Genomic DNA, 17,487 nt, shown 5'->3' on the forward strand with positions numbered 1-17,487 from the left:
CTTTGATTAATAATAAAGACTTAATAGAAAATGCATTAGAAGAGATTAAGAAAAACAGTAGCTTAGTTAATAGTGATTACTATAGACCAAGGTTCCATATAGCGCCAAGAGTAGGACTTATCAACGATCCCAATGGCTTTGTGTTTTATAAAGATTATTATCATTTATTTTATCAATGGCATCCTTTTGACACTAAACATGGGTTAAAGTATTGGTACCATCTAAGATCTAAGGATTTAATCTGTTGGGAAGAAGTTGGTGTTGGATTAGCTCCAGAAAGATGGTATGAATCACATGGGTGCTATTCTGGTAGTGCTATAGAGCATGACGGAGAGATGGTAATATTTTATACAGGCAATGTTAAAGATAAGGAAGGCAATAGAGAGTCTTATCAGTGTATGGCTTTTTCAAAGGATGGTATTAATGTAGAAAAGTATGAGGATAACCCTGTTATTGGAGGTCAGCCTGAAGGGTATACTGCTCACTTTAGAGATCCTAAGGTATGGAAGCAAGGAGAGTCTTGGTATATGGTGCTTGGAGCTCAGACTGAAAGTCTAGAAGGAAGAGTATTGTTATATAGATCTGAGAACTTAAAAGCTTGGAATTTAGTTGGAGTAGTATCAGGAAGTAATATAAATAAAAATAGTGATATGGGATATATGTGGGAGTGCCCAGATTTGTTCTCTCTGGGAGATAAAGACGTACTTATAACTTGTCCTCAAGGAATGGAGTCTCAGGGGACTTTATACAATAATAGATATCAAGCTGGATATTTTGTTGGCAGCTTGAACTATGAAACTGGTGCTATGAATCACGGAGGTTTTACTGAGATTGATAGAGGCTTTGAATTCTATGCACCACAAACTTGTAAAGATAACTTAGATAGAAGAGTTATTTATGGGTGGATGGGAATGCCTGAGGAAGAAGAACAGCCAACCAAAGAGTATCATTGGCTACATATGCTGACCCTTCCTAGAATACTTGAATTAAAAGACAATAAGATTCATCAAAGAGTTCCAGAAGAACTTAAAAAGTTAAGAAAAAACAGTGTTTTAGCAACTAATGTTAAGATAAAAGATGATGATAAAAACTTAGAAGGTTTCTACGGAGATGTATATGAACTATGCATTGAGCTTGATATAGAAGATGCTGAGGAAGTTGGTCTTAAGCTAAGGTGCTCAGAGGATGGAGCGGAGTATACTATGCTAAGATTTTTGCCTAAAGAAAAGCTGTTTACAATAGATAGAAGTAATTCAGGAAAAGCATTAAGTGGAGAAAGAAGCTGTAAGTTAAAGGAAAATAAAAGCTTGAAGCTTCAAATATTCTCAGATAGATCCTCTCTAGAGATATTTATAAATCAAGGGGAAGAGGTATTTTCTCTTAGAGTCTTTCCAAGCTTAGAAAGTAAAAATATAAAGTTCTTCTCTAAAGGAGGAACTGCAAAGTTTAACAATATTAAGTTCTGGGAGTATTAGTTGTAGTTTATGAATTTATCATTTTCTAAGACTAAAGCTGTGAGAATAACAAAGTAGGAAGACAGTCAATTAAATGGCTGTCTTTTTTTATTATTGTTAAGAAAGATTTATAAATATTGATTCAATTTTATAGGAATATAGATAAATAGATAAAACTATTAATGCATAACTTTAAAACGATAAGGTAGTTTCTTAAAACAGAAGAGATTGTAATATATTATTAAAAATAACTATATTTTTTTGATAAAAAAATAAATTTATTCTAGAAGTATAATAACTATTGATAATTGGTATGTTGTGGAATAAAATGTAGTAATCTACCATATGTGTAAGTTTATTTATAAAAAGGGGGTTATTAAATGAAAAACAGAGTGGTTTTATCAAAAACCATAAGTGCACTTGTTGCATTAGCTTTAGTTGTGCCTAATGGATTTACTAGACAAGTTAAGGCATTAGACAAAAAGATAATTGGGGCAAATGATCTTAAAGCTATAGCCACAGAAATATATAAAAAGAGGCTTGATGAAAAAGCGGACAAGCTAAAAGGGAAACAACCAAATGATTCAGTAAGGGTGGTTGTTGAACTTGATGGAAAGCCAGCCTTAGATAAGGCTAGAGAAAAAGGATTAAAGTCTGCAGTTAAATCGGATATTCAATATGTTAAGGACTCGCAAAAGACCGTTCAAGACAATGTAAAAGAGATAACTGGTAATAAGATAATTAACACATTTGGTACAGTAGTAAATGGTTTTAGTATTGATGCTAAGGTTAAAGATATAGACAATATAAAGAAATTAAAGGGTGTTAAAGATGTTAAGGTGGTAAATGTTTATTACCCAGATATGAACACCGCAAAGGAATTAACAGAAGCAACTAAGGTTTGGAAGGATCTTGGCTTAAAAGGTGAGGGAATGGTAGTATCAATAATTGATACTGGTATAGATTACACACATAAAGATATGAAGCTTACTGATACTAGCAAAGAAAAACTTACTGAGGCTAACATAAAAAAAGGCGGTCCAGGTAAGTTCTATACTGATAAGGTTCCATATGGTTATAACTTTGCTGATAAAAATGATGAAGTTAGAGATACAACATCTAGCATGCATGGTATGCATGTTGCAGGTATAGTAGGAGCCAATGGAAGTGATGAAGATATAGCAGCTAACAATGGCATAAAGGGTGTAGCTCCAGAAGCTCAGCTTCTAGCTATGAAAGTATTTTCCAATAATCCAGAAATAAAAGGAGCATATTCTGATGATATAGTTGCTGCAATAGAAGAATCAGTAAATCAAGGTGCTGATATTATAAATATGAGTTTAGGATCTACAGCAAGCTTTCAAGAAGATGATGACCCTGAACAAGTAGCCATAAAGAAGGCTGTTGATGCAGGAACAGTGGTAGTAGTATCTGCAGGTAATTCTCAATACTCTACTGCTCCATACAAACAATCTAATATGACAGATACAGGCTTAGTTGGCTCTCCTGGACTTGCTAAGGATGCACTTCAAGTAGCTAGCTATGAAAATACAAGTGTAACACTTTCTGCTATCACCCTTGAAGATGGTAAAGGAACAAAAGCAGGATATACAACTTCAGATGTACTGCCTTCAAAGGTTTTAGATCCAACAAAGGATCTTGAAATAGTAGATTGTGGACTTGGACAAGTATCCGATTTTAAAGAAAAAGATGTTAAAGGTAAGGTTGCTCTTATAAAAAGAGGTGCTATTAATTTCGTTGATAAGAAGAAAAATGCACAAAGCGAAGGTGCTGTTGCTGCTATAGTATATAATCATGAGGCTGGTGGAGACGCATATATAAATATGGCTGAAGATCCATCTATAACTATACCAGGTGTATTTGTTACTAATACAGATGGTAAAAAGCTTGCTGATTTGGCTAAGAATGGCGGTAAGATCAAGTTTGGAACTGAAAGGGTTATAACTCCTAATGTAAATGCAGGAGATTTTTCGGACTTTACATCTTGGGGGCCAACACCTAACTTAGACTTTAAACCACAGATTTCTGCACCAGGTGGAAATATATTCTCTACAGTAAACAACAATCAATATGAGGTAATGAGCGGTACTTCTATGGCTTCACCTCATGTAGCAGGTAGTGAAGCTCTTATAGTAGAAGCTTTAAAGAAAGCTAATCCTAGCTTAAAGGGAAGAGATCTAGTTGATCTTGCAAAGAACACAACCGTTAACACCGCCACAATAGAAATGGACAAGTATCATACAGATACACCATATTCTCCAAGAAGACAAGGCGCAGGTATGATACAAACTGAAAAAGCTATAAATAATAAGGTTACTGTAACAAATGATGGTAATTCTTACGTAGCTTTAAAGCAAATAGGAAATGAAGCTTCCTTTGCTTTAACTCTTAAAAACTACGGAGATAAGGATGCTACTTATGATTTAGATAACTATGGAGGAGTTTTAACTGAGCAGGATCAAGAGTCTATATCTACTATGTCTTATGATGTAAAGGTAGATGGAGCAAAGGTGACTTTTGATAAGAACTCTGTAACTGTACCAGCTAACGGTACTGCAACAGTTAAGGTTACACTAACAGTACCTAAAGCTGTATCAGAAAATAGATTCGTTGAAGGTTTTGTTAAGTTTAATGCTTCTAATATACCATCCTTAGTAATACCATTCATGGGTTATTATGGGGATTGGGGTAAAGAACAAATAATAGATAAGATGAATTATGATGGAAATCCGATATTTCAAGTATCATCATCAGCAAAGACTGCTCGTGGAGACAAGTATATACCACTAGGAGTGACTGGTGAAGATAGCGAAGGAAATGATGTAGTAGATAAAGATTATATAGCCATATCACCTAATGATGATTCATTGTTTGATAATTTTGTACCTGATTTATATTTTTTAAGAAATGCAAAAAATGTAGATGTAGAACTTTCAGATGCAAATGGTAAGGTTTTAGGTGTTGTGGCTAACGATAAGGATATTAGTAGAAAAGTATATAATGACACAGATGGTTCAGGAAAAGTATCTTCAGTTTATAACTCTTTAGCTTGGGATGGAAAGTTATACGATCCAACAGTTGGTGAAAAGAGAGCTGTGCCAGATGGTCAATACTATCTTAATATAAAAGCAACAGTAGACTTAGCAGGTGCGAAACCACAGGATTATAAGATCCCTGTGAAGGTTGATACTACTGCACCAGAGATAAAACTAGTATCAGCAGTTTCTAATGGTACAGCTAATAATGGAGTGGCATCATATCACATAACGCTTGAAGCTAAAGACAATTTAGCTATGTCAAAAGACAGCCCTATTGTACTTATAAATGGACAATTAGATCAAGATATTAAGAATCTTCAAGTTAATGATGGAACTTATAGCTTCGATGCTGATCTTAAAGCTGATAGTATAAATGATCTAGCAGTTACAGTGACAGATTCTGTTTATAATATTGGAATTAATGACTTTAAGATTAATGCTGGAAGCTCAGCTCCAGTGCTGTTCTATGATGATAACTTTACTAAGGGATTTGATAGTCCTGCTGATACTTACACCGTAGAAGGTAAGGTTAATACTCAACTTAAGACTTTCAAGATAGCAAATCAAGACGTTAAGGTTAAGGATGATGGAACTTTTGCAGTTGAACTTAAGCTAAATCAAGGAGTTAATGTTATTCCTATATACGCAGAAGATTTAAACGGAAATAAGCTTATAAATTATTCAACAAAGATAAATTGTGACTCAATTGCTCCAGTTATTAACTTGACTAGTCCAGCAGTTAATGGAGATGGACTAATTGTTACTAACCAAGATTCAATAACTTTAAATGGTAATGTTTCAGATAATGGAGCAGGATATAAGTTTGAAATCAATGGTGAAGTTGTTCTTAATGTAAAGGTAGATGGAGCAACAGGCCCAGAAGTTAATAAGAAAGACTTTAATAAAACTATATCTGTTAAGGATGGAGATACAATATCGCTTAAGGCTACAGATGCTTTAGGTAATATCACTGAGAATAAGATAAAGGTGAAAATTGATAAGGTTGCTCCAGCATTAACTATATCAGGAGTGACTGATGGTGGTTTATACAATAAGGCAGTAACACCAGTAGTAACTGCAGATAAGAAAGCTACTGTAACTTTAACTTTAGATGATAAAGCATATAGCGGAGCGCCAGTTGATGCGGAAGGAAAACATGTTCTAAAAGCTAAAGCTGTTGACGAAGCTGGCAATGTAACTGAAGCTTCAGTTACTTTTGAAATTGACAAAACCGCACCAACATTAAGTTTAACTGGTGTAGAGGATGGAAAGCTATATAATTCAGATGTAACCCCTACAGTACAAACTGAAACTGGAGCAACTGTTAAAGCTTCGTTAGATGGAAATGCTTATGACTTTAAGGCTGTTACTGCTGAAGGAAAGCATGTTCTTGAGGTTACCTCTACAGATAAGGCTGGAAATCAGTCAACAGTAAAAGTTAGCTTTGAAATTGATAAGACAGTGCCTGTATTCAATGTAAAGAATATAGAAAATGGAGCTACTTACTTGGATAAGGTTACTCCAAGCATAACAGTTGATGATAACACTGTAGCAGTAAGTCTATTATTAGATGGAAAAGCTTATGATGGAGCAGCTGCGATAGCTTCAGAAGGAGACCATGTTATAACTGGAACTGCTACTGATAAGGCTGGCAATAAGTCAACTCTAGAAATTAAGTTTACAGTAAAGCAATCAGTTAAAACTGATAAGAACAGTGATGGATCAGTTAATGTATCAGTAAGAAAGCCTCTAGATAAAGATGGCAACAATGTTGTAACTTCAGATGCTACAAACTCAGCAAGTTTTGCCTTTGAGAATGCAGATGCTATAAAGGGTGGAAGGGGTTCATTTACATTAAATGTAGGTACAAACTCAATTAATCTACCATTTGCAGCCTTTGATCAAAATCTAATTGGTAATGGTTCAAGAGTTGTTATAAATGCTAAAGTAGATGAAAACTCACCATTAACTAAGGGACTAAAAGCAGTTAATAAGGTATTTACCTTTGAAGCTCTAATAGATGGCAATGGTAAGCAAACTCCAGTTCACAGCTTTAGTAATGAAGCTCTAGCTACAATAACTTTAACTTTATCAGATGATGAGTTAAAAGGCCTAGATAAGAGTAAACTTGCTGTGTTCTATTACAATGAAACTACTAAGGCTTACGAAGAAATGGCTACAAAGTTAGATGGAAACAAAGTTACTTTCAATACTCCACACTTTAGCAGATATATAGTGGCTGAAAAGCAAGTAGCTTCAAACACTACTGGAACAAGCACAGGAACAACTACTAATGGCGGAAGTGCTAGTGGAAGCTCAGCTAATACAACCACTTCTACTGGAAGTACAGCTACAACTAGTACACCAGCAGTAATGCCTAAGACAGGTTCAGTAATAGATTCTAATATATTAGTGATAATAGGACTTATGGCTTTAGCAGGTGGTGCAGTAATAATAAGAAGAAAAAGATTAATCTAGTTTATGATAAAATAGGTATCTCAATTAGGGATACCTATTTTTTACTATATAGAAATTATAAATCTTTTAGCTTAAACTAGTAATATCAAGGTCTTTCAGTGTATTTTTAGACTGAATAGTAAAAAATATGTGTCCTGCCAAAAAGTTTATAAACAGTTTTTAACTTGTTTTAAAATCTTAGTGCTTTTATAATAAAAAAGAAAAAAAGATAGTATTAAAAAATCATTATATTAATTTTAATGGGATAATAAAAAACTATTGATAATTTCCAGTTTAAGGAATAAAATGTGTAATATACCGTAAGATGGTAGGTTATTAATATAGAGCTTAATTCTTTATTAATGCTATCCATACGTGGTATGTACTGGACCCTAACAAAAAGTGTTTTGAGGGGGCATTATAGTATCCAAAAGGGGGGAATATTTTGAACAAATCCAGAAAGAAGATACTGTCCTTATTGGTTGCATTCTTAATGTTTGCATCATTTTTTACCAATATAAGCAGTGTCACAGCGAAGGCAGAACAGCCAGATGCTAAGAAAGTTAAACAAGAAATGATTGAAAGCATGAAGCAGCAAAATGCTGAAGGTGCAAGTAAAATCAAGGTTTCTAGTAAGCTTGAAGGCAAATTGGCCAATACTAAAGATGATGATACTAAAAAACTTAACGGAAATGATCCAAATGAAGTAGTGAGGGTTATTGTTCAACTTGACGGAAAATCAGCGGTTGAAGGAGAGGCAAAAGGAATTTCTTCAGCCAATCCAATAACTAATAAAACAGTTACTGGAGCTATTGAAAAAGTTCAAAATACACAATCGTCCATAATAAAGAAGGCTGAGAGTATAACTGGCAACAAAGTAAGAAGAACCTATGGCTATCTCGTTAATGGCTTCAGTATTGAGGCTAAGAGAAGCGATATTTCAAAAATAGCTTCCATCTCTGGGGTAAAGAGTGCTACAGAGGCAAAAACTTATCATCCAGATATGAAGTTCGCAGATACCTTGACTCAGGCCTATAGTACATGGCAGGACTTAGGGTATAAAGGTGAAGGTATGGTAGTTGCTATTGTGGATACAGGTATTGATTATACTCATAAAGATTTAACCATAACTGATCCATCAAAGGCCAAGCTTACAGCTACAACTCCTAAGGGGCCAGGAAAATTCTATTCTGTAAAGGTTCCTTATGGTCACAACTTTGCGGATGGATCTGATGATGTTGTTGACAAGAATCCTAATACTGAGATGCATGGAATGCACGTAGCAGGAATTGTTGCTGCAAATGGCAAGGAGTCCGGTGTTGATACCTTTAGTACAGTAAGAGGTGTTGCACCAGAAGCTCAATTATTAGCTATGAAGGTATTTACAAACAATCCGGCAAGTAAAAGTGCATATGATGATGATATAATAGCTGCAATAGAAGATTCTGTTCTTCATGGAGCAGATGTTATAAACATGAGTCTAGGATCAGATGCAGGCTTTCAAGATGCTAATGATCCAACTCAGATAGCTATAAAAAATGCTACTGACAATGGGACTGTAGTTGTAATATCTGCAGGTAATTCAGCTATATCTACAGGTAGTTCAGCAAACAATGTACCACCTGTAAATACTTTAGGTACAACTGATGACGCCACTGTAGGAAGCCCAGGAGTCTCTAAAGATGCAATCACTGTAGCATCTTATGAAAACACAAATATCACAGGTCCAGCTTTCGATTATGTGTCAACAAGTGATTCTGGTCTTATGCTTTATTCTAAGAGTGAAGTTGATCCATTAGTGGCATTGACTAATAAAGCAGGTTATCAGTTAATAGATTGTGGACAAGGCAAAAACACTATAGAAGGTACTGGGGATGATTTTTCTGGAAAGAACTTAAACGGAAAAATTGCTTTGGTACAAAAGGTAAGTGGTAGCTTCGGAAACAAAAAGCTAGCAGCTCAATATGCAGGGGCAATAGGTGTTATTTTCTATAACGCACAAGGTGATGACTCTATACCAACAACAGCTGCTAAAGCTGGTGTTACTATACCATGCATTAATGTATCTTATTCTTCTGGTGCTAAGCTAAAAGGCTTGATAGCTAGTGGCGTAGCAGTTCAGTTTAATGGAAAGAGTACAAGTATAGCTAATCCAAATGCAGGAGACTTTTCAGCCTTTAGTTCTTGGGGACCAACTCCAGAATTAGATTTTAAACCTGAGATATCAGCACCTGGTGGTAATATATGGTCCTTGGCAAACGGAAATAAGTATCAGTCTATGAGTGGAACATCTATGGCTTCACCTCATGTAGCTGGATCAGAGGCTTTAATAGTACAAGCGATTAAAGCTAATAATCCAGGAATTTCAGGAAGAGCTTTAGTTGAGCTAGCAAAAAAGGCTACTATTAATACAGCAAAGATAGAATATGATAAATATAATACTTCAGTGCCTTATTCACCTAGAAGACAAGGTGCTGGGTTAATACAAATAGAATCAGCAATAAAGAATAAGGTTACTGTTACAGATAACAATGGAAACGCAGCTGTAGCTTTAAAACAAATAGGACAGAGTAGTTCTTTTGACTTAACCTTAACTAATTATGGTAAAGATGCCTACACTTATAATTTAAGTGACACAGGAGTGTTAACAGAGACTACTAGTACGGATACTGGCGCTGCAACAGAAGCTGTTATAAGCGGTGCAAGTATAAAATACAGTGCAAATAAAGTAACTGTTCCAGCTGGAGGTTCTGCTAAAATAACCGTTACAATTACTTTACCAAGCAGTCTTGCTAAGCAAAGTTATGTTGAAGGTTTTATAAAGCTTGCTGCAGATAATGTTCCTTCTTTGGTTGTACCATACATGGGCTTCTATGGTGATTGGTCAGCTTTAAAGACCATAGATTCACCTATGTGGGACTCAAGTAGAATTGTTGGAACAACAAGCTTGGGTACAGGTTCAAGTTCCGCATTTACTCCATACGCTGTTGGTAAGGATGGAAGTATAGATAAAGATAAAGTAGCATTCTCCACAGGAAATTTAGCTCTTTACAATACTGTTGTTCCTAACCTATATATGTTAAGGAGTGCTAAGAACTTACAAGTACAAGTACTAGATAAGGATAAAAAACTGATAAGAACTTTATCCTCAGAAAATAATGTGAAGAAAAATATTTTAGAAAATGAACTATCGAAGACCGTATATGGAACTGTAGACTCTCAAGGTACTTGGGATGGAAGCATATACAATGAAGCAACAGGTAATTACGAGGCAGCACCAGACGGACAATATTATATAAGAATTCAAACAACTACAGATATAGATAACTCTTCTACCCAGTCTTTAGAATTGCCTGTAAAGATTGATAGTAAAGCACCTTCTATCAATATAATATCTCCAGACAAAGTAGCCAATGGATCCTATAAGCTTCAATGGAAGGCATCAGATGATGCTACAGGTGCAAATGGAGTATTTGCAATATCCGTTAATGGAACAGCATTGACTAGTAAGCAATTAAAAAATATTACTTTAACAGGAGATACCTATTCCATAGATATTCCTCTTAAAGATAATAGTGAAAACTCTATAGAAGTTTTAGGAACAGACTATGCTTCTAATATAGGAGAGAGCTCTATAAGTGTAAAGACAGGTGTACTCCCTGAAGTTTATCTTTATGATCTTCATGATGGAGATAAATCTAACAGTGATAAGATTCAATTCTCTGGAGTGGTTCAGTCAGACGTAAAGACATTACTTATAAATGGAGTAGAAACATCAGTATCTCCAGATGGAACCTTTAAAAAGGAGTTGGAACTTACAGAGGGAAACAACACAATAAGTATAGTTGCAAAAGATAGTAATGGTAATGAAGTTTACAATAAAAATTACAGTGTATCTGTAGATACTAAAAAACCAGTTATAAGTATTTCTTCACCAGTAGTATCAAAGGATGGCTATATTTATACCAATAGTCATAGTGTTATCTTTAATGGTAAAGTAACAGATACATCTCAATTAGCATTAACAATAAACGGGTCTCCAGTTAAGCTGAATGCAGATGGAACCTTTACAGCAGATGTTGCAGTTGATGGAAATACTTTGGTTCAGATTTTAGCAGCGGATTCTTATCAAAATACAACAGAGCAAGATTTCACTGTTGTATCTACTGTTAACTCAGATCCTTTTGAAGTTAATTTTAACAATTTAGAAGCCTTCTCAGTACTTTCTGCGAAAGATACTAATAAAGATGTGTATACAGTAACTGGTAAGGTAAACCACAAGGTACCCGTGTTTAAGATAGGCGGACAAGACGTTTCTGTAAAAGATGATTTAACCTTCGGCGCAGAAGTTAAGTTAGTTCAAGGAAATAATAATATAAATGTTTATGCCGAAGATAATACTGGTACAGTTGTATTTAATTATGCATATAAGGTTTTATATGATTCAGTTGCACCAAAACTTGTAATAAACAGTCCGGTTGCAAAAGCAGATGGCAATGTTTATACAAATCAAGATAGTATTACTTTAAATGGAGCCGTTAATGACAACGCCTATGGATATAGCTTGTTTGTAAATGGAAATGCAGTTCTATCCTATGATAGATATCCAGCTACAGGTGATGCTCCAGATAAGCCATTTAGCTATACCGTTCCATTGACAAGCGATAAGAGTATTATAAAAGTTAATCTTGTTGACGAATCAAGCAATGCTACAGTAGATGTTATAAATGTTATTAAAGATAAAGTAGCTCCTAAGGCTGCAACGCTTACTCCAAGTACAACAGAACTAACCAACAAGGATGTAAGTGTCACTATTGCAGCAGATTCCTCTGATAAGGATGTTGATAAGATAGAATACAGCTTTGATAATAACACCTACTTGCCATATTCAGCACCAGTTAAGGTAGTTAGCAATGGTAAGCTATACGCTAGAGTTATAGACTATGCAGGAAACGTAACTACATCTTCTATAGATATAGCTAATATTGATAAGTCAGCTCCAATAGTTACAGTTTCAGGTGTTGAGGATGGTAAAACTTATGTCAATACATCAGTTACTCCTAAGGCTACAACTGATAAAGAAGCTTCTGTTTCATTAAAGCTTGATGGAAACAGCTATGATGGAACAACTGCTATCTCGGCTTTAGGAAATCATAAATTAACTGTTTCTGCTACTGATAAAGCTGGCAATACAACAGCAAAAGATATTAACTTTACTCTTACTGCTCAGACAACATCAGATGAAATATCATTAATAGATTATCTTAAGACTTTAATAAGTAAGTCAAAGACAGGTGATAAGCTTAGTATTGATGCAACAAATATAACATCAGTTTCCAGTGATGTATTTAAGGCCTTAAAAGGTTCAAATGTATTTGCTACCTTTAATACTAATTCTTCTTTAGGTGCTATAACATGGACATTTAATGGTAGTGATTTAGGTGATTTTGATAGAAGTGTAGATCTAGGGCTCAATGCTACTTCAACAAGCGCAGATGAGATCAACAAGTTAGATGGTAAAGCACAGATGATATCCTTTAAGTTTGAAGGAAACTTACCAGGAAAAGCAGTGGTTTCATTGCCAGTTGATACTTCAAAGCTTGATGCTTCAAAACCAATATATCTATACCATTATAATTCTGATACTAAGGTTGTAGATAAGGTTGGAGACGCCTTAAAAGCATATCAGAAAGGTTCATTGTATTATGTTGATATAGCAATAACACATTGCAGTGACTACTTCCTTTCACTAAATGGTAATATTGAGACTGTTGTAATAAGTCCTGCACAACCTGGTACAGGATCAAACACAAATAATGGTTCAAGCGGAACAAATGGGGCAAATGGAACATCAGGATCAAGTTCAAGTAATGGTTCAAACACAACAAGCTCATCAAATACTACAAATTCAACATCATCAGCATCTTCAACAAGTTCAGCATCAATGCCTAAAACTGGTTCAGTTATCGATTCTAATATATTGATAGTATTAGGAATCATAGCATTAGCGGGTGGAGTAGTTCTTGTAAGAAGGAAAAGAATTAATTAATAAAAAATAGGTACCTCTATGTAAGAGGTACCTATTTTTTCTCATCCTATTTAGCGCTTAAGGCAACTACATTTAATAAACTCCAAGGTTTATTAAAATGAGGTTGGAAGAAGAAGTCTACAAAGGCAAGCTCATCTATTGTCATTTTGTTTTGAATAACTACAGACATTGTATTCATCATCTGAGTTAAGTCTGTCTTTGATATAAGCTGTGCACCAAGAATAACTTCAGAATCAGCATCATATACAACTTTTATTGTAGCTGAATCAAAAGTTGGCATAAATTCTGGTCTATAGTTATCAGTAACGGATACTGATTTAACATTGAAGCCTGCAGCTTTAGCAGAATCTTCTGTAAGACCTGTTGCAGCAATGTTATATTCATATATTTTAATTCCTGAAGTAGCTTGAGTACCCATATATCTTGTGGTTGGCGTAACAAGGTTTCTGCCTATTAGAGTACCCATTCTAACTGCATTTGTAGCAAGAGGAATGTATTCTCTTTTACCTGTTGGATTGTAAATTACTGAGCAGCAATCTCCAGCAGCAAATACATCTTCTTTACTTGTTCTCATATATTCATCTACAAGGATTGCTCCGTTTGGAAGCATATCTAGCTTACCTTTAAACAGCTCAGTGCTTGGTCTAAAGCCAATACATAAGATTACAAGATCAGCTTCATATTCACCTTTATTGGTTACTACCTTAGTAACCTTTCCATTGTTGCCTTCAAACTTGTTTACAGTTTCTCCTAAAGCTAGCTTAACTCCTCTGTTAGCAAAAGCCATTTCTGCAGTGTCAGTAAATTCTTTGTCTAAATATTTGCTTAATATTCTATCTACGCTATCTATTAAAGTAACTTCCTTTCCGTTAGCTTGGAAGGCTTCTACTAATTCAACACCTATATAGCCAGCTCCTACAACAACAATTTTGCTTGCTTCTTTTGCTTTTTCTATAATTGTATTTGAGTGATAGAAGTTCTTTGAAAGAAGTATATTATCTAAATCTATTCCTTCTATCTTAGGCACTATAGGCCATGAGCCAGAAGTTATTATTAGCTTATCAAAAGTATCTTCAAATTCTTCATTTGAATTCAAATCTTTCACTTTAAGTTTTTTCGCATCAAAGTCTATATCTAGCACATCGTGAGACATCTTAGTTTTTACACCTAGTTCTGCTAGTGCTTCAGGAGAGCTATAGAATAATCCTTGAGGATCCTTAACAACTCCACCAACATATAATGCAATACCACAAGAAAGGAATGAAATGTTGTTGTTTCTTTCATATACTGTAATTTCTGCATTTGGATATAGTTTTGCTGTATTTACTATCGCTGCAGTACCTGCATGGGTACAACCTATTACTGCCACCTTCATAATCTTTACCTCCAAAAATATAATTAATATAAATTATTTATAAATAACAATTATCGCTTGTCTATATTTTAACAAGAGTTATAGAAAAAATCCATATATTTTTTTCTATGTATATGAAATTATGAGACTTTTTATTTGTTAAACCCATAAATATCAAGGGTTTACAATACCTTATTATGATATACAGTGAATAATAAAATATATTTTTCTGCCTAAATTTGTTCACATAAGTTCATAAAATAAAACGTGTTTGGCAGCATTACTTTCCTAAAATAAATTCGGAAAGAGAGCTGCAGAGAAAACTCACTGAAGAAGGTCGCTTCAGCATCTTTTTATTATTTTTCTTCAAAAAAGTAATTCTATACTGAAAATTATTTTATTATTTAGTAATACTCTATAAAGGATAAAGCTAATATAAAGTATGATGAAAAAAGTTGTTTTCTTGTAAGCAGTTATGGCTTGGATAAAGCTATGGGCAAATATGAAAAAAAGTCCCTGAAGTTTATCTTCAGCGACTTTTTGACTGCTTGGGTTGATATAAAATTTTTTATTAAAACGCCTATTTAATATATTTATTAATTTTTATCTACATTAATATCTCCAGAGGTTGTATGAAGTGATAATTTGTTATTGCCATTACCATAGGTTCCACTTAAACTCCTTTTTCCAGAAGAGCTGTTTTCAAGAGAAAACTTAGTACTCATATCTCCAGAAGTAGAGGAAGCATCTAAGTTGAAAGAGCAGTCCTTAGGTAGCTTTAAAATAATATCCCCAGAAGTAGAGTGTGCACTGATATCACCTATGACATTTTGATAATTAAAAGATATATCTCCAGATACTGAAGAAGAACTTGATACACCTTCAAACTTATCTAACAATACTTTTCCTGATACTGTTTGAGTTTCAGTCTTATTTGTTATAACACTTGAACCGGTTATATCTCCAGAAACTGTTTTAGCATTGAGAGAGTCAACTTTAATATTTGATAATTTTATATTTCCAGAAGTTGAGTTCAAATGTAGGTTATTAAGTTGTTTATCTGATAGATTTATTTCTGAGGAAACAGTACTAACTGATAAGTTTTTTGAGTAGTCTTTTGGCATGTAGATGTCTATCTTTGAGTTTAATGAGTAGCTTCCTATACCTAGAAAGGACTTATTTTCAAGTGAAACTTTTACCGTATCTCCATCTGTTGAACCTTCGAGTTTGGGAGCAGTTGTTGCAAAGCTAGTCTTCAAGTTACCAGTTAAGACTACTTTTATTTCGTTTTTATCATAATCATGGAATGTTAAATCACTGCTTACAAAAGATAAGTCTATATTGTTTATTCCTGATAATGACTTGTCAACCTCATCATTCAAATTGTAGTCACCTTTATTATTAGAGGACGAAGAACTATTATTGTTATCATTAAATTGGACTGTACTAGAGTGCCTTTCAACAATATGCTTATTACTAATAAATGAATTAGTATCATTTATTACATTAAGGATGTTAAAATTTGTCACCTTCAATATTATAGCTGCAGATCCATAACAGATTAAGACTACAGCTGCTAGAATTAAACAAAGTCTTTTCATAAAATTATTTTTCATACTATCTCACCTCTATCTAAAAACGGATATAATCCATTTAACAAATTTTATTATTAGAAGAATAAACGCTCTTATTAAATAGAAGCTCCCTATGGTGCTTAATATACCTAAGGCTATAGTGCCGATTCCTATTAATAGAGAAGCTGTTCCAGGTACCGCTGACCAACCGCTAGGAATTGAAATTAGTCCAAATACAGATCCAACAGTTGTTCCTAGTGTTACAGCAAGCCCAGCGATACCTATAGCAAAAGTTCCAGCTAATAGACCAATCATTGCCCCTAATATACCTATAATTATTCCAAATATTCCAGGGCTAAATAATAGAAGTAATATGATTAGAACTATTGCAAATACTTTATTGGTACCATTATCGCTACTATTTCTTCTAATATCACTTACCTGTGTATTATCATATATAAGTTTATTCTCTTTTCTATATTGACTCACAATTGTATGTGGATCGCCTAGTTCTCTTATTATATCTTCTTCTGATTTTCCTTGGGCTAGACCAACATCAAAATGTTCTTCATAATCATATATGATATCTTTTCTTTCCTTCTCAGGGAAATCAAGTAGGCCATTTGAAAGTATATTTAGAAATTGATGCTTATTCATCAGGATTTTCCCCCTTAATTATTGTATTAACATTCTTTGAAAAGCTAAACCATTCATTTTCTAATTCTAGTTTTGTCTTGTATCCTAGTTCTGTTAATCTGTAGTATTTTCTAGGTGGTCCTTCTTGAGACTCTTGAAGGTAAGTTGTAAAGTAGCCTTCTTCTGTAAGTCTTCTGAGTATTGGATATATAGTTCCATCTGATATTTGAATGTTTTTAGAGATCTCATTTACTAGTTCATATCCATAACAATCCTTCCTAGCCAATACAGAAAGTACACAAAGTTCTAAAACACCTTTCTTTAATTGAATATTCACCATATCACCTCTTTATTAATTTAAATTAGGAAAAATAAAAAAATATACTTACTCTATTACACAGATAAAATATCTTTATATTTAGTGGGAAATTTGACTTTATCATTAGTAGTTCTAACAATTACTGAATTAGTGTTTTGCATATCTCATATCTATAGTATATAAATCAGTATTGAATAATGCAAGGTACTAAACAATGTTTAAGAAAATCTTAAGAATTGGATAAAATTTCTTGAATATAAAATAAACATATCCTAGTGTATCAATATAGTAATTACCTATTAAACAAGAGGAAAATAAAGAATAAAGTGATTAAATACAATAAATAGCGAAATTTAATACTTAGCTATATTAATACACATGATATTATAAAACTCGTCCTTACGACAGAGTTGATAGGGCGAACACAAGAATTGAAATTAGTTTTTTAAATAAATTAAATTAATTTTAAAAATGTGTTGACAAAGAAATCTTACGGTGGTAAGATAAATGAGCTGTCAGAAATGCAGCAAAACAAACTTGGTCTTTGAAAATTAAACAGAGTAAAATAAACAAAGTCTAAAACTA

General features: G+C 33.8%; 7 protein-coding genes. 3 read left to right on the plus strand and 4 right to left on the minus strand.

Annotated features, from left to right (window positions below; all coding sequences use genetic code 11):
* Positions 1 to 2: 2 nt before the first annotated feature.
* The 3 genes from GXK57_RS23980 to GXK57_RS23990 all read left to right on the plus strand — a co-directional run bounded on the left by GXK57_RS23980 (position 3) and on the right by GXK57_RS23990 (position 13,019).
* Positions 3 to 1,475, plus strand: a complete 1,473-nt coding sequence (locus GXK57_RS23980; protein ID WP_160680544.1) for a sucrose-6-phosphate hydrolase — start codon at positions 3 to 5, stop codon at positions 1,473 to 1,475.
* A 359-nt stretch (positions 1,476 to 1,834) separates the two neighbouring features.
* Positions 1,835 to 6,991, plus strand: coding sequence for a S8 family serine peptidase (locus GXK57_RS23985; protein WP_160680545.1), 5,157 nt, complete (start codon positions 1,835 to 1,837; stop codon positions 6,989 to 6,991).
* Between the two features lie 424 nt (positions 6,992 to 7,415).
* On the plus strand, positions 7,416 to 13,019 hold the full coding sequence (locus GXK57_RS23990) for a S8 family serine peptidase (RefSeq protein ID WP_160680546.1): 5,604 nt from the start codon (positions 7,416 to 7,418) through the stop codon (positions 13,017 to 13,019).
* A 46-nt stretch (positions 13,020 to 13,065) separates the two neighbouring features.
* Here GXK57_RS23990 and GXK57_RS23995 read toward each other — a convergent pair whose 3' ends face one another.
* The 4 genes from GXK57_RS23995 to GXK57_RS24010 form a co-directional block, all read right to left on the minus strand.
* Positions 13,066 to 14,394 carry an FAD-dependent oxidoreductase gene (locus tag GXK57_RS23995; protein ID WP_160680547.1) on the minus strand — a complete coding sequence of 443 codons (1,329 nt, stop codon included), beginning with the start codon at positions 14,392 to 14,394 and terminating at the stop codon, positions 13,066 to 13,068.
* A gap of 575 nt (positions 14,395 to 14,969) precedes the next feature.
* Positions 14,970 to 15,989, minus strand: coding sequence for a DUF4097 family beta strand repeat-containing protein (locus GXK57_RS24000; protein WP_160680548.1), 1,020 nt, complete (start codon positions 15,987 to 15,989; stop codon positions 14,970 to 14,972).
* Between the two features lie 12 nt (positions 15,990 to 16,001).
* A complete protein-coding gene (locus tag GXK57_RS24005; RefSeq protein ID WP_160680549.1) occupies positions 16,002 to 16,604 on the minus strand; it encodes a DUF1700 domain-containing protein in 603 nt (200 codons plus the stop codon).
* The gene (locus GXK57_RS24010; RefSeq protein ID WP_160680551.1) at positions 16,597 to 16,920 is read right to left on the minus strand and encodes a PadR family transcriptional regulator; all 324 of its coding nucleotides are present in this window, start codon (positions 16,918 to 16,920) and stop codon (positions 16,597 to 16,599) included. Before GXK57_RS24010 ends, GXK57_RS24005 begins: the two co-directional genes overlap by 8 nt.
* Positions 16,921 to 17,487: the final 567 nt, after the last annotated feature.

It is taken from the genome of Clostridium sp. C8-1-8 (assembly GCF_009928445.1).
Classification (GTDB): domain Bacteria; phylum Bacillota; class Clostridia; order Clostridiales; family Clostridiaceae; genus Clostridium_AR.

Bases quoted from the DNA above. Each gene is read 5' to 3' on its own strand.
- GXK57_RS23995 (WP_160680547.1), bottom strand. From the start codon at position 14,394: ATGAAGGTGGCAGTAATAGGTTGTACCCATGCAGGTACTGCAGCGATA.
- GXK57_RS24005 (WP_160680549.1), bottom strand. From the start codon at position 16,604: ATGAATAAGCATCAATTTCTAAATATACTTTCAAATGGCCTACTTGAT.
- GXK57_RS24000 (WP_160680548.1), bottom strand. From the start codon at position 15,989: ATGAAAAATAATTTTATGAAAAGACTTTGTTTAATTCTAGCAGCTGTA.
- GXK57_RS23985 (WP_160680545.1), top strand. From the start codon at position 1,835: ATGAAAAACAGAGTGGTTTTATCAAAAACCATAAGTGCACTTGTTGCA.